Origin of the sequence: Stenotrophomonas maltophilia group sp. msm1, from assembly GCF_032025805.1 — a bacterium.
Classification (GTDB): Bacteria; Pseudomonadota; Gammaproteobacteria; order Xanthomonadales; family Xanthomonadaceae; genus Stenotrophomonas; species Stenotrophomonas hibiscicola.
Window position 1 is genome coordinate 258,433 of record NZ_JAVSKH010000003.1, and the last position, 13,811, is coordinate 272,243.

The 13,811-nt window shown below is 68.3% G+C and carries 10 protein-coding genes; 2 read left to right on the top strand and 8 right to left on the bottom strand.

Annotation, left to right across the window (positions count from 1 at the left end):
• Positions 1–186: 186 nt before the first annotated feature.
• The 4 genes from ROV95_RS16350 to ffh form a co-directional block, all read right to left on the bottom strand.
• Positions 187–840, bottom strand: a complete 654-nt coding sequence (locus tag ROV95_RS16350) for a suppressor of fused domain protein (protein ID WP_312545346.1) — start codon at positions 838–840, stop codon at positions 187–189.
• Between the two features lie 76 nt (positions 841–916).
• Positions 917–1,699, bottom strand: a complete 783-nt coding sequence (locus tag ROV95_RS16355) for an aminotransferase class IV family protein (protein ID WP_312545347.1) — start codon at positions 1,697–1,699, stop codon at positions 917–919.
• Positions 1,696–2,772, bottom strand: coding sequence for a nitronate monooxygenase (locus ROV95_RS16360; RefSeq protein WP_206621924.1), 1,077 nt, complete (start codon positions 2,770–2,772; stop codon positions 1,696–1,698). Before ROV95_RS16360 ends, ROV95_RS16355 begins: the two co-directional genes overlap by 4 nt.
• A gap of 150 nt (positions 2,773–2,922) precedes the next feature.
• Complete coding sequence (gene ffh, locus ROV95_RS16365; protein ID WP_010483267.1) at positions 2,923–4,299, bottom strand: signal recognition particle protein; 1,377 nt, start codon at positions 4,297–4,299, stop codon at positions 2,923–2,925.
• Between the two features lie 122 nt (positions 4,300–4,421).
• Here ffh and ccsA point away from each other — a divergent pair, with 122 nt between their 5' ends.
• Positions 4,422–5,216, top strand: a complete 795-nt coding sequence (gene ccsA, locus ROV95_RS16370; RefSeq protein ID WP_312545350.1) for a cytochrome c biogenesis protein CcsA — start codon at positions 4,422–4,424, stop codon at positions 5,214–5,216.
• Positions 5,217–5,337: 121 nt separating this feature from the next.
• On the opposite strand, the gene ROV95_RS16375 is transcribed toward ccsA, so the two are convergent.
• The 4 genes from ROV95_RS16375 to radA form a co-directional block, all read right to left on the bottom strand.
• The gene (locus tag ROV95_RS16375; protein WP_312545352.1) at positions 5,338–5,802 is read right to left on the bottom strand and encodes a hypothetical protein; all 465 of its coding nucleotides are present in this window, start codon (positions 5,800–5,802) and stop codon (positions 5,338–5,340) included.
• A 92-nt stretch (positions 5,803–5,894) separates the two neighbouring features.
• Positions 5,895–8,201: a tetratricopeptide repeat protein gene (locus tag ROV95_RS16380; protein ID WP_312545353.1), complete on the bottom strand. Its 2,307-nt coding sequence runs from the start codon at positions 8,199–8,201 to the stop codon at positions 5,895–5,897.
• A 49-nt stretch (positions 8,202–8,250) separates the two neighbouring features.
• Positions 8,251–10,107, bottom strand: coding sequence for an ATP-binding protein (locus ROV95_RS16385; protein WP_019659271.1), 1,857 nt, complete (start codon positions 10,105–10,107; stop codon positions 8,251–8,253).
• Positions 10,108–10,219: 112 nt separating this feature from the next.
• Positions 10,220–11,596 carry a DNA repair protein RadA gene (radA, locus tag ROV95_RS16390; protein WP_019659272.1) on the bottom strand — a complete coding sequence of 459 codons (1,377 nt, stop codon included), beginning with the start codon at positions 11,594–11,596 and terminating at the stop codon, positions 10,220–10,222.
• A 149-nt stretch (positions 11,597–11,745) separates the two neighbouring features.
• Between radA and ROV95_RS16395 the strand changes: the two genes are divergently transcribed.
• A complete protein-coding gene (locus ROV95_RS16395) occupies positions 11,746–13,806 on the top strand; it encodes an EAL domain-containing protein (protein WP_312545355.1) in 2,061 nt (686 codons plus the stop codon).
• The last annotated feature ends 5 nt before the right edge of the window (positions 13,807–13,811 follow it).

Sequence of the window (13,811 nt, forward strand, 5' to 3'; positions counted from 1 at the left end):
TGTTTTTCCTATTGCCCAGTCGCCAGGATGGCGAGGTAAGCGGGCGATTATAGCGGCAGAGCCCGGCCTAGCCAACCCCATATGACGCCGCGCCCTCACGGTAGCGCCGGGCCATGCCCGGCGGCTCTTGTTCAGCAATGTGATCGACTTCTGACTTACCCCGCCGACGTCCCCATGGCGATAACGTCAACGTGCTCCAGCGACAGGCGCCCGATGCATGTCCAGCACATCTACCTCGTGCCGCTGCAGCAGGTCGTCAAATGCATCGCCGCCAATCCGCTCGACAAGTTGCCGCTCGGATTCGTGGATGGCGATGCACTGCAGCCAATTGATCGCCACGGGCGGAACCTCCAACCCTGGAAAACTTGCGTCATTCCAGAAGAAGGGCAGCACCAGATAGACGTGCGGCATCCGGGTCGATGGGAAGTAGTCCTGCAGGATGTCGGGAATCACGCAACCCGGCCACACCGCCGCACGATCACGCATGATTGCAAAGGCGGTCGAGGCGACCACGTTGTCCCAGTGCTGCGTGTCATCTTCCGCACACGCGCACAGCTCGACGCGGGTTTCCAGCTCGTGCCCCTCTGAATGACATAAAGCAAAATCCGACAGACCGATGGACGAGATGGACTTCAGCCCTGCTTCCGGCGAGTTGGACGTCGTAAGGATATCGACCGAACGCAGGCGATGATCATCGTGAAAGGCCTGGACCCTGGGCCGCCCCCCCCCCCCATGATCTTGATTGCGTGCATCGCTACCGCGCGATGCTGCTCGGTGACCGTACTCATATCGGATTGGAACCCCGGTGCGTTGTTCGCTGCGGCGGCATCCGCCGGGCATGGCCCGGCGCTACCGGCTGCAACGCTTCAAGGTAGCGTCCGGCCATGCTTGGCGACCGGCAGCCCGCGCGCCTCGTTCAGGAGAGCGGCTGCCAGGCCACCGCCGCCAGCACCGCCCTGCCCTGTTCAGCCAGCGCCGGCGAGCCGGCCAGGACATGCCCGTCAATGGCCTCCAGCGCCCATAGACCGCTGGCGTTACAGGCAAAAGCGGCTTTCACGCCGGCCATATCCGCCAGCCGCAATGGCTGCGTGGCCTGCGCCCCCGGCCAATGCTGCTTCAGCAGCGCCTCGGCGGTCCCGCGCAGGGCCGGCGCCTGCGGCCAGAGCAGCCGTTCACCATCGTGCACGGCCAGGTTCCAGGTACTGCCTTCACTCACTTCGCCATCGGCGGTCACGAACAGCACGTCGTCGAATCCTTCGGCCATCGCCGCGCGGCGCTCGGCGAACAGGCCGAAGGTGCCCACATGCTTGAGCTGCGGCAGCTCGCGCTGCCAGGTCACGCTGCGCACACGCTTGGAGGCGGTCAGCGTCACCGGCGCTGAAACCGCCACCAGCACGTCCACCGGCACCGCCGCCAGCGGATTGCGGAAATCGAAGCGGCGCGAGTACACCGTCACCCGCAGCGAGGCATCGGCCAGGCCGGCCTGCCGCAGCGCCTGCGCCATCCAGCCCTGCACCTGCGCCGTATCCAGTTTGCTGCCGAACAGTTCGCGCGTGGCCTGCGACAGCCGCGCCAGATGCAGGTCCAAGCCCTGCGCTGCGCTGTCGCGCACTTGCAGCGAAGTGAAGTGGCCGTAGTTCACCAGCGCCGGCAGCAGATCCTCCACCTGCGCCGCCCGGCCGTTGCAGCTCACCATCATGGCAACAGTGCCTGCGCCTGCTCCCACATGCCGCGCAGCACGTCGGCGGCCGGCTGCGCCGGCGCCATCCACGCCGACTGCCCGGCCCAGGCCTGCATCGCCGCCAGGCGGTTTTCCTGCGCGGCCTGCTTGCGCATCGGCGCGGTCAGGCCGCGCTGCACCGGGTACGGACGCGGCGCCGGGGCGCCTTCTGCGGCGGCGGCGCGCACGTAGGGTGTCGCCAGACCACGGCCCAGACGACCGCTGAAGGCACGGGTCGGCCAAGTGTCTTCCGGTTCGCTGGCGGCCAGCCCATCAGCCCACGCCGAAGCGATCGCCGCTTCGGGCGTGCGCAGGAAGGCGGTGCCGATCTGCACGGCGCTGGCCCCCAGCGTGAGTGCGGCAGCGATGCCACGGCCGTCGGCGATGCCGCCTGCGGCAATCACCGGAATCTGCAGGTGATCGGCCAGGCGCGGCAGCAGTGCGAACAACCCGACCAACTGGCGCTCGGCCATCGCCGGATCGAACGCGCCACGATGGCCGCCGGCCTCCGCGCCCTGCGCCACCACCGCATCGGCACCAGCGTCCTGTGCCGCGCGCGCTTCGGACAAGGTGGTGGCACAGGCGATCCAGGCGATGCCGGCGTCCTTCAGCTGCTGCACGTGATGCGGCAACAGCACGCCCATGATGGTCGAGGCGACCGCCGGGCGCGCGGCCAGCAGTGCGGCGAACTGTTCTTCGAAGTCGGCGGGCGTGGCATCGGCGGCGCTGGCCGGCACGTCCGGGCCCCACTGCGCGAGGAAGGCGCGGCTGGCGGCCTCGGCGGCAACATCACGGGTCGGTGCGGGATCGGGCACCCACAGGTTCACCTGGGCCGGGCCGGTCGAAGCGGTGCGGAATTCGTCCATCCAGCGACCGATATCGGCCGAAGAGGACAACACCGCGCCCATCGCGCCCATGCTGCCGGCGTTGGCCAGCGCGGCCGACAACGGCACCGGGCAGGCGCCGGCCATCGGTGCCAGCAGGATTGGAACGGAAACGCCAAAGCGCCGGCAGAACGCCTCGGCGCGGGAAGCTACAGCGGAACTCTGCATGACGGCCCATCATTTTGGACAGGCCCTCATGGTGCGCGCAGGACAGGGGAAGAGTCGAGCCTGCTGCCTGACGGCCTGCTGCGGCCACTGTGCGCCGCCCCGCCCGGGCGTGGGCTCGGGCGCTACATCAGACTGCGACCGGGGCCGTCATCAACGGAACGGCATGCCGCGGCCACCCATGGCGCCCATCATGCCCTTCATGCTGCGCAACATGCCCTTCATGCCGCCGCCGGCCATCTTGCTCATCATCTTTTCCATCTGCATGTACTGCTTCATCAGCTTGTTGACGTCGGCCGGTGTCACGCCCGAGCCCTTGGCAATGCGCGCGCGACGCGAGCCGTTGAGCAGGTTCGGGTTGCGCCGTTCCTTCTTGGTCATCGAGTTGATGATGGCGATCATGCGCGGCACTTCCTTGCCCTGGCTGACCTGCTGCTTCAGATGATCGGGGATGTTGCCCAGGCCCGGCAGCTTGTCCATCAGGCCACCGATGCCACCCATGTTCTGCATCTGCTCCAGCTGGTCGCGCATGTCGTTCAGGTCGAACTTCTTGCCCTTGGCGACCTTCTCGGCCAGCTTGGCCGCCTTGTCCTTGTCGACCTGCTGTTCGACCTGCTCGACCAGCGACAGCACGTCGCCCATGTCGAGGATGCGGCTGGCGATGCGGTCCGGGTGGAACACGTCCAGGCCTTCCGGCTTTTCGCTGACACCGACGAACTTGATCGGCTTGCCGGTGATGTAGCGCACGCTCAGCGCGGCACCGCCGCGGGCGTCGCCGTCGGTCTTGGTCAGCACCACGCCGGTCAGCGGCAGCGCATCGCCGAAGGCCTTCGCGGTGTTGGCTGCGTCCTGGCCGGTCATGGCGTCGACCACGAACAGGGTTTCGGCCGGGTTCACCGCCGCGTGCAGGGCCTTGATCTCGGCCATCATCGCTTCGTCGATGGCCAGGCGGCCGGCGGTATCGACCAGCAGCACGTCCACGAACGACTTGCGCGCATCGTCGATGGCCGCGCGCACGATGGCTTCCGGCTTCTGGTCGGCGCTGGACGGGAAGAACAGCACGCCGACCTGCTCGGCCAGGGTCTTCAGCTGCTCGATCGCGGCCGGACGATAAACGTCGGCCGACACCACCATCACCTTCTTCTTGCGCTTTTCCTTCAGGTGCTTGGCCAGCTTGCCCACCGTGGTGGTCTTGCCGGCACCCTGCAGGCCTGCCATCAGGATGATGGCCGGAGCGGGAACGTTGAGGTTCAGGTCGCTGGCTTCGGCGCCCATCACGGCGGTCAGCTCGTCGCGCACGACCTTGATCAGGGCCTGGCCCGGGGTCAGCGACTTCAGCACTTCCTGGCCGACCGCGCGCACCTTGATGCGCTCGATCAGGGCCTGCACCACCGGCAGCGCGACGTCGGCTTCGAGCAGTGCGATGCGCACTTCACGGGTCGCCTCGCGGATGTTCTCCTCGGTCAGGCGGCCACGGCCACGCAGGCGCTCGATGGTGCCGGAAAGGCGCTGGGTCAGGGACTCGAACATGCGGCGCAACCTGTCTGAAAGCGGGGGACAATAAGGCAGACAGTATAACGGGTCCGGCCGTCGCCCCGGACTGCGACCACAGGGCCGTCGCCAGCATCACAGGGGTATGCGAAACTGCAACGATGACAATCGTTCTCATCGCCGTCCTGCTCTACCTGGCTGCCAGTGCCCTGCTGGTGCGCGCGCTCGGCCGCGATGAAACCATCGGCTCGCCCACCTGGCTGTGGCCCGCCCTGCCGGCGATGCTGCTGCATGGCGGTTACCACGTGATGGTGGCGATGCGTACCACCGGCGGGCCGGACATGCACTTCTTCGCCGCGCTGTCGCTGGTCGGCCTGGGCATGGCCTGGCTGACCTCGCTGGTCGGCGCGCGCGGGCGGATGTCGGCGCTGGGCGTGGTGGTGTTCCCACTGGCTGCCGTGCTGCTGCTGGCCTACCACGGCTACGGCCACGAGCCGAGCAAGGTGCTGGGCTGGCGCCTGGCCAGCCACGCCTGGCTGGCCCTGCTGGCCTATGCCACGCTGAGCATCGCCGCCCTGCTGGCGATCATGCTGTGGCTGCAGGAGCGCGCCCTGCGCCGCCGCGAGTTCCGGCCATGGCTGCGCGCGCTGCCACCGCTGGCTGACCTGGAGTCGCTGCTGTTCCGGGTGATCACCGTCGGCTTCGCGCTGCTGACCCTGACCCTGGTCACCGGCGTACTGTTCGTCGATGACCTGCTGGCGCAGAAGCTGGTGCACAAGACCGTGCTGAGCGTGCTGTCGTGGATCGTGTTCGGCGTGCTGCTGATCGGCCGCCGCCGCTACGGCTGGCGCGGCATGAAGGCGGTGCACTGGACGCTGGCGGCGATGCTGTTGCTGCTGCTGGCGTTCTTCGGCAGCCAGTTCGTGATCGAGCTGGTGTTCGGGCATACGCGATAGGCCGTGTGCCGACCAACGGTCGGCACCCACCCCGGTACTGCAGGCCACCGGCCGCCCCCACCCACCCTGGTAGTGCCGGCCGCTGGCCGGCAGCCACGCAATGCGCGGACGCTGCCGCCGGTCAGGGAATCGGCTGCGCCAGGATTTTCCGGACCGAACGACCGCTGTTGGTGAGGATGTCATCAACCTGCCAGCACCCCTGCCCCTGCCGCACCATCGGCAGGCGGGTCAGGTAAGCCTTCTTCCACACCGAGTAGCGCATCTCAACCTGGCCGGCGGTGGCCGACGCCTCTTCCCAGCTGTAGCGCACCGGCGTTTCGATGTCGCCGTCCTGCGCATCCAGCCACGGATCGGAATCGATCGTGCAGATGCCCTCCTCGCGCTGTTGGCAGGCGCGCTCATCACGCAGCGCCTTGCCGAAGGCCACGCTGACCAGCGCGGCCGGCGGCTCCAGCAGATCACCGTTGCCGGTCGTCGCCTCGTAGAAAGCGCGGGCGACAGCCGCAGGCTCCTGGCAGGCGGGTGCGGCCTGTGCGGTAGGGGCCAGCAGCACCCCGGCGATCACGAACATCCCTGTCTTTCCCACGTATTTTTCCCTGAGGTAGTGCCGGCCGCTGGCCGGCACTACAGGATATCCCGGTGCTGCCGGCCAGCGGCCGGCACTACCCGGTACCCGGCTTACAACCCGTAACGCTCGATCACGTCCAGGTGCGGCTGGCGGTCCTGGTCACAGGCCTCGGCAAGCCGCAGCCAGCAATGCGGATGCGGCCACGTCGCGGTCTGCTGCTGGAGGAAGCGGTGCAGTGCCAGCGGTGTATGGTCCTGCGGCTGGGCCACCGTGAACAGCAGGCCCGGCAGCGTCCCCTCCTCCACATCGGGGTCGGTGACGGTGTAGTCCGGTCGACTGTGTGACCACACCTTCCAGCCCTGTGCTTCGGCCGCCTCGACGAAGGCGTTCCAGGCCTCTTCGCCCGGGTGCGCGCCATCGATCATCCAGCTGCGGGCGAAGCCGCCGCGCTCCAGCACATGCACCTGCGAGTAGGTCGGGATGAAATGCTCGCGCGCTTCCTCCTCCTCGGGTGCCGGATGCACCAGCGCGGCATCGAACACCACCCAGTCGCCCACCTGCTGGGCGCGGTTGGACGGCGCGTTCTCGACGATGCGCGCGGTCACCGGACCGCTGCGACGGGCGTAGTACTCCATCGGCTCGCCGTTCTCTTCGCTGCGGATGATCACCCAGCCCCATGGCTCCTCGACCACACCTTCCTGGCTGGACAATTCCATGCCAAGCGCCGCCGCCGAGCGGCGCACGGCGTCCCAGTCGCGCGCCGCGCTGGCTGCGCTCATGTGGTCCCAATGCGCGGCATTGGGCTCCTCCAGCAGCTCCACCAGCTGTGCATAACAGGCCTGGGCGTCGCTGAAACGGCCGGTTTCCATGTACATACGCGCCAGCGTGCCGCGCGCGCCGTGCGAGCCCGGAGACAGCTCCAGAAGCGATCGGGCCGCCTGCTCCAGCGCCGGCCAGTCGGACACGCGGCGTGCACGCTGCACCTCGCACCAGTGCGCGAACACCGGCACGCTGCCGCGATAGAGATCGGCCAGCTGGCGCAGTCCGTCGTCGTCGCCCTGTTCGGCCAGCCAGCGCATCAGCGTGTAGGCCGCGGGGCCATCGTGCTGCGCATGGCCGCGCACGAACCGCCACAGCAGCGCCCGCGCCTCGGCCTGCGCGCCGCAGGCATTCAGTGCCGAGGCGGCCATGTCGGCCAGCGCCTCGTCATCGGGCAGCTCGGCATGCGCCTGCAGCAACCACTGCGCTTCGCGCTCGGGATCGCGCGACTGGTTCTGTTCGCCCTGCGCGTCCAGCCATGCCAGCAGCTCGCCGGCCGGCACCGGCAGCGGCGCGACGTCCGGCAATGCCTCGATGCGCGCGGCCAGGCCGGCCACCAGGGCCGCGGCACCACGGTCCTGGCGCAGCTGCGCCAGATGGGTGCGGGCCAGTTCCAGCTGCCGCAGTGCGACCCAGCGCGCGCCACGCTGCAGCGCCAGCTCCAGGCTCAGCGCCGCCACTTCGATCAGCAGGCGATGCGAACCAACCCGGGCGAAGTGCTCGATGATCGTGTTGAAGCGCGTGCCCAGGTCCCACGTATTGCGCGCCGGATCCCGCTGGCAGAGCGCTGCCGCGGTGTTTGCCCACAGCCGCCAGTAGTTCGGGGTCAGTTCGCTCCACGGCACCAGCTGCTGCAGCGCCTCTTCGTCGCGGCCCAGCTGGGCCAGCGCCCAGGCCTTGGACAGGCGGCGCGGCACCGTGCAGTTGGCCGGCTCGTACTCTCCGGACGCAGCAACTTCGGCCTCCCGCTTTTCGATCAGCGCCAGTGCCTCATCGGCACGGCCCATGCCCAGCAGGATCTTGATCTGCATCTCCGGGAAGCTGTCGAACACTTCCTTGCCACAGGCCTCCACGGCATCGGCCTGCACCTGCAGGTAATCCAGTGCCGCCTGGCCACGGCCATCATCGAGCAGCGCATCGGCCTTCTCGCAGCTCAGGCACTGGAAACAGGCCCAGCTCGGGTCGATGCGACCCAGTGTTTCATCGCAGACCTCGATGCGCTCGGGCACCCAGCCCGGGCCATCGATGTTGCCGTAGCAGGCGGCCAGGTCCTGGGTCACGCAGATCGACTGCGGGCATTCCAGCGTGTCCTCGCGGTGCGCGCGTTCAAACAGCGCTACGGCTTCGCCGAGTGCGCTTTCGCCTTCCACGCGGTTGCCGACGCGGTTGCGCAGCGCCCAGTGGCCGACATAGACGTCAACCCACGGGTTGTCCAACGCCTTGCCCAATGCGCGCGCTTCGGGCAGCAGCGCATCGACGCGGTCGATCTGCAGTTCACTGACCTCGTCGGCGAGACGGTTCAGCAGGTGCGCGTTCTGCGCCTGGCCGGCCTGGCGCAGGTCACCCTGCAGCTTTTCGACCCAGTTCCAGATGTCCATGGGGGTAATTGCTCCTGTCTAGCGAAGGCTGGATGAGAAGGTGCGGTGCTCAGCGCAGCATCTGCTGCAGGGCACCGGCGATATCGGTAAAGGCGCCGTTGAGATCCGGGCCGGGCGTAGCGTTCGCGCGTGCCAGCGGGCGGCCCTGCGCGGCGACGATGACTTTCAGCGAGCGCAGCAGGCGGGCTGCGGCCTCGGCCTGCGGATGGCCCTCGCGCTGGGCGCGCAACAGCGCCTGCACCGCCGGGTTGTCGAGGTTGAGGTACAGCCGCGATGGTGCGCGTGATTCGATGCGCGCGGTGAACTGGCGCGCCAGGCGCAGCGCCGCCATCGATACGCGCTTGTCGTTCTCGTCGTCTTCCAGGCGCTGCTTCAGCTCGGCCTCGCGGTCGGGCACCACCACCACCGGCAGCGCCTCCGGGCTGAAGCGTGCCGGCAGCAACTGTTCGCCGTCACCCAGTTGTTCGCGCAGCCAGGCCAGCTGCGCCTCGTCGAGGCTGTCATCACTGCGGAACAGCGCACGGTTGCCCTGCTCGGTACCCAGCTCGACCAGGCGCAGGCCCTTGGCCTGTGCCCAGCGTCGCAGGAACGGCACCACCGCGTAGCGATGGCCATGCGCGACCGGTACGCCCATCGCGCGGAACAGCATCTCTTCAAAGCCACCGCCGTTGTCGAGGATGACATGCACGGCACCGCGCGCCGGCAACGCGCTGGCCGGCAGGTCGCCCTGCGAGGTCGGCACCCGCACATGCTCCATCAGCAGTTCGAACAGGCGCTCATCGCACAGTGCCGCACCCAGCAGGGCCTCGTTGTGGCGGGTCAGCACGCGCCGCCAGGCTTCCGGCTGCTGTTTCGCGACGTCGGCCAGGCCGTCGATCAGCGCCTCCAGCAGTGCATGCTGCACCGCGCGGTACTGGTCATCGCGCTGCAGGTCTTCGCGGCTGGCGGTGGGCGTCAACCGCGAGGATTCGATCACCCCGCCGATGAAACCGGCCCACGGCGGCAGCAGGTCGCGCGCGTCGTCATCCAGCAGCATGCCGCGCACGAACACCGACAGGTTGCGGTTGTCGCTGGTGCCATAGGTGGCGCCGTCCTGCACCCACAGCAGGCCGGTGGCATCGCTGTTGCCATCGGCACGCAACGGCACGGTGACGATCGGCTCGAAATCATGCTCGAACCGCGCGGCGAACTGCAGCGCCTGGCGGCGGGCCTGCACCGGATGCACGGCAACATCCCCCTGATCGCGCCACGGTGGCGGCTCGGGATTGATCGCCTCGGTCGCAGCGCCAATGAAGATCGGCTCGGACAGCAGCGCGCAGTAGCGGCCCAGCACCTCGTGCAGGCGCGCCTCGTTGGCCAGCGGCAGGAAATCAGGATGCAGCTCCAGCTCCACCTCGGTGCCGACCGCACGTGCCGGCACTTCGCTTACCGTGTACTGCTCGGCATTGCTGGACACGTACAGATGGCCCAGGTCCGGGGTCTGGTACGAGGTGGTGCGCACGCTGACCCGGCGCGCCAGCACGAAGGCCGACAGGAACCCGAGGCCGAACATGCCGATCAGGCCCTCATCGTCCTCGCCGCCCTGGCGCAGGCCACGGGTATAGCCGACGCCGACGGTGGCCAGGTAATCGTGGATCTCCTGGCGGGTCAGGCCGGCACCGGTATCGGAGATGCGCAGCACGCCGGCACCGGCATCGACCTGCACCGAGATGCGCGACGGCACTGCGACGCCGGGCTGTTCGATGCGGCGGCGGATGATCGAGTCGTGCGCGTTCTGCACCAGTTCGCGCAGCGCCACCACCGGGGTGGAATACAGGTGCTTGCCCAGCACCGTCATCAGTCCATTGAGATCGACCCCGGCGCGACGGATCTCGGCGTTGGGGGTGGTGAGCGCGGTGTCCTGCATGTAATCGTTTACTCCTGGGCACGGAAAGACGCCAGAGGGCGTCTTCGTCGAGCGGGAAAAACTAGCACAAGGAAGCTGACCGTTGCCGTGATTGACGCTTGCAGAGACTGCATCATGCCGCGTCGATAGCCTCGGACAGCCGCTCCACCGCGATCACTTCCATGCCTTTCACCGAGCCGCCCTTGGGCGCGTTGGCCTTGGGCACGATGGCGCGCTTGAAACCATGGGTGGCCGCCTCGCGCAGGCGGTCCTCGCCATTGGGCACCGGGCGGATCTCGCCGGACAGGCCAACCTCGCCAAAGGCAATCGTCTTTTCCGCCAGCGGCCGATCCTGCAGCGACGACAGCACCGCCAGCAGCACCGGCAGGTCGGCGGCGGTCTCCTGCACGCGGATGCCGCCGACCACGTTGACGAACACGTCCTGGTCGCCGACCAGCACGCCGCCGTGCCGATGCAGCACCGCCAGCAGCATCGCCAGGCGGTTCTGCTCCAGGCCGACCGCGACACGGCGCGGGTTCGACAGCGGCGATGCATCGACCAGCGCCTGCACCTCCACCAGCAGGGGCCTCGTGCCCTCGCGGGTAACCATCACGCAGCTGCCCGGCTGATGGGTGCTGCCGCCGGACAGGAAGATGGCCGATGGATTGGAGACTTCCTTCAGGCCCTTGTCCCCCATCGCGAACACGCCCAGTTCGTTCACCGCACCAAACCGGTTCTTGAAGGCGCGCAACAGGCGGAAGCGGCTGCCGCTCTCGCCCTCGAAGTACAGCACCGCATCAACCATGTGCTCCAGCACGCGCGGGCCGGCGATGCCGCCCTCCTTGGTGACGTGGCCGACCAGGAACACCGCAGTGCCGGTTTCCTTGGCAAAGCGCACCAGCCGTGCCGCGCTCTCGCGCACCTGGCTTACGGAGCCGGGCGCCGCGGTCAGCGTTTCGGTCCACAGGGTCTGCACCGAGTCGGCCACGATCAGCCGCGGGCCGGCCTTGGCCGCGTGCTGCAGGATCGACTCGACGCCGGTCTCGGCCAGCGCATTGACGCCGTCCAGCGGCAGCTCCAGGCGATGCGCACGGCCAGCCACCTGGGCCAGCGACTCCTCGCCGGTGACGTACAGCACCGGCAGTTCAGCGGCCATCTTCGCCACCGCCTGCAGCAGTAGCGTCGACTTGCCGATGCCCGGGTCGCCGCCCACCAGCACCACCGCGCCTTCGACCAGGCCGCCGCCCAGCACGCGGTCGAACTCGCCGATGCCGGTGGAGACCCGGCGATGCTCGGTCTGCTCCACGTCTTTCAGCGCGGTGATCTTCGGCGGGTCGATCTTCCCGGCCCAGCCGGCCCGCCGCGAGGCCGGCGCCTTGGCCGCCGCCGCGCTCTCCAGCACGATCTCCGACAACGAGTTCCAGGCGTTGCACTCGGTGCACTGCCCCTGCCACTTGCTGAATTCGGCGCCGCATTCATTGCAGACGTAGGCGGTGCGGGCTTTTGCCATCGGATGATTTCCAGCAATGGGAACAGGCGTGGCAGGATAGCCGAGCCAGGTCGCAGGTGCTGCGACCGCTCAAGTCCCGTCCACCCGCGCCGATAGCTGTCGCGGGCGTGCGCCTTGCGGGCGCCCCTCCCTCTTCCTCTGGATTCAACATGACTGGCAGTTACAGTCAGAGCCTGGTCGCCATCTCCCTGCTGGTGGCCATTCTTGCTTCGTACACGGCGCTGGACATGGCCGGCCGCCTGGCCACGGCAGAGGGTCGCGTGGCCCGCTGGTGGCTGGCCGGGGGGGCGGCGGCCATGGGCCTGGGCATCTGGTCGATGCACTTCATCGGCATGCTCGCCTTCGACCTGCCGATTCCGGTGGGTTACGACCTTGGCATCACCCTGTACTCGCTGGCGGTCTCGATCGGCGCCTCGGCCTATGCGCTGTGGCTGGTGTCGCGGCCCAGCCTGCCCTGGCGCCGGCTGCTGGCCGGGGCCGTGCTGATGGGCCTGGGCATCGCCACCATGCACTACCTGGGCATGGCGGCGATGCGCATGCAGCCAGGCATCGACTATCACCCGGGCTGGTTCGCCGCCTCCATTGCGGTGGCCATCGGCGCTGCGGGTGCGGCGTTGTGGATCGCCTTCCGGCTACGTGCCGAACAGCGCAACACCACGCGCCTGCGCCTGCTTGCCTCACTGGTGATGGGCCTGGCCATCGTCGGCATGCATTACACCGGCATGGCCGCAGCGCGCTTCCCGGAGGGCAGCATCTGTGGCGCGGTGGGAAGCGGCGGCATCGACACGCGCTGGCTGGCGGTGCTGGTGATCGTCACCACCGTGGCCACACTGGGTATAGCCCTGGTCGCCTCGCTGTTCGACCGGCAGATGCGCGTGCGGACCGGGCTGCTGGCCGATTCGCTGGCGCACGCCAACGACAAGCTGATCCAGGCCGCCCTGCACGACCCGTTGACCCAGCTGCCCAACCGCATGCTGCTGCAGGACCGCATCGAGCAGGCCATCGAGAAGGCGCGGCGCCGCAATCGTGCGGTGGCGGTGATGTTCTGCGACCTTGACGGCTTCAAGGCGGTCAACGATGCCTATGGCCACCAGTTCGGCGACCGCCTGCTGGTGGCGGTGGCCCAGCGCATCGGCGGCCTGCTGCGCCCGCAGGATACCTTCGCCCGCCTCGGCGGTGATGAGTTCGTGATCGTACTGGCCATCGATATTCCCGACGATGCGGTGGTGGTGGCCGAGCGCATCATTGCCGCCGCCGGTGAGCCGTTCACGCTGGATGCGGCCGAACTGCAGGTCAGCGCCAGCCTGGGCATCGCCCTGTACCCGGACGACGCCAGCAATGAGCGCGAACTGATGGCGCACGCCGATGCGGCGATGTACCACACCAAGGAAACCGGGCGGAACGGCTATACCTTCTTCACCCCCTCGATGCAGCTCAGTGCCAATCGCCAGCTGCGCCTGCTGCAGGACCTGCGCAAGGCCATCGCACGCGACGAACTGGTCCTGCACTACCAGCCCAAGTTTCCTGCCGCCGGCGCCCCGGCCACCGGCGCCGAGGCGCTGCTGCGCTGGCAGCACCCGGAGCTGGGCCTGCTGGCACCGGACGTGTTCATTCCGATCGCCGAACGCAGCGGCCTGATCCTGCCGATCGGTGACTGGGTACTGGACCAGGCCTGCGCGCAGCTGCGGACATGGCATGACGCCGGCCACGCAGACTGGTCGATGGCGGTGAACCTGTCGCCCCTGCAGTTCGCCTCGCCGGCGCTTCTGGACAGCGTGCGCGAAGTACTGCAGCGGCATCGGATCGAACCGGCCCGGCTGACCCTGGAGATCACCGAGACCACCGCGATGAAGGACGTCGATGCCAGCCTGGCCATCCTTAACGACCTGACCACGATGGGTGTGCACATCGCCATCGACGACTTCGGCACCGGCTATTCCAGCCTGCTGTACCTCAAGCGCATGCCGGCCACCGAACTGAAGATCGACCGCGCGTTCGTTCGTGATCTGGAATGCAACGACGAAGATGCCGCCATCGTGTCGTCGATCATTGCGCTGGGCCGCACCCTGCAGTTGCAGGTGGTGGCCGAAGGCGTGGAAACGCAGGCGCAGCGCGAGTACCTGAGCGAGCTGGGCTGCGACCAGCTGCAGGGCTACCACCTGGGCCGGCCGATGGAGGCAGAGGAGTTCCTGCGCCGGGTGGCGGGGTAAAGCCG